Annotated in this window: 1 protein-coding gene; it reads left to right on the top strand. The window is 76.8% G+C overall.

What is annotated here, in order from left to right:
- Window positions 1-917: proline racemase family protein (locus VR45_RS41555; RefSeq protein ID WP_045945177.1), on the top strand; the 917-nt coding region annotated here is incomplete at its 5' end.
- Window positions 918-966: the final 49 nt, after the last annotated feature.

Genomic DNA, 966 nt, shown 5'->3' with positions numbered 1-966 from the left:
TCGGGGCCGGCGGCACCGCCACCGCGCCCCGGCCGGGCCCGCTGGACGGCATCCGGCAGCTGCTCACCCGTGAGCCGCGCGGCCACGCCGGCATGTACGGCGGTTTCCTGGTGCCGCCGGACGACGACGAGGCCGACCTCGGCGTGCTGTTCTGGCACAAGGACGGCTACTCGACGGCCTGCGGCCACGGCACCATCGCGCTCGGCGCCTGGGCGGTCGACTCCGGACTGGTCGCCGCGCCCGACTACGGCGTCGCCCGGGTCCGGATCGACGTGCCGTCCGGCCGGGTCACCGCGCTGGTCAACCGGGCCGCCGGGCGGACCACCGGGGTGACCTTCCGCAACGTGCCCTCCTGGGTGAGCGAGCTGAAGCTCCCGGTCGAGACCTCGCGCGGCACCGTCGAGGTGGCCGTCGCCCACTCCGGCGCCTGCTACGTCTCGGTGCCGGCCGCGGCCCTCGGGCTCTCGGTGACCCTCGAGCAGCTGCCCGAGCTCACCGCGGTCGGCCGGGAGATCCGGGCCGCCCTGGCCGACTCCCCGGCCGTGCGGCACCCGGTGGACCCGCGGCTGTCCGGCGTCTACGGCGTCATCCTGTTCGACGAGCTCCCGTCGGTGGACGGCGCGCTGAACCAGCGCAACGTCACCGTCTTCGCGGACGGCCAGATCGACCGCTCGCCGTGCGGCTCCGGCAGCTCGGCCCGGCTGGCCGTGCTGGCCGCCGAGGGGCGGCTCGCCCCCGGCGCGGAGCTGCGGCACGAGTCGATCGTCGGCACGGTCTTCGGCGGGCGGGTGCTGCCCGGCGGCGACCCGTGGGGCGACGGCGTGGTCACCGAGGTGACCGGCACCGCGCACCGCACCGGCGAGCACCGCTTCGTGCTCGACCCGCAGGACACGCTCGGCGCGGGATTCCTGCTGTGAGCGGCGACCTGCGGACCGCCCCGGAACCGCCCGGCGTGGCGGCTGAGCC

The sequence above is a fragment of the Streptomyces sp. NRRL S-495 genome (assembly GCF_000966955.1).
Lineage (GTDB): Bacteria > Actinomycetota > Actinomycetes > Streptomycetales > Streptomycetaceae > Kitasatospora > Kitasatospora purpeofusca.
This window is presented reverse-complemented; position numbering and strand designations above follow the sequence as displayed.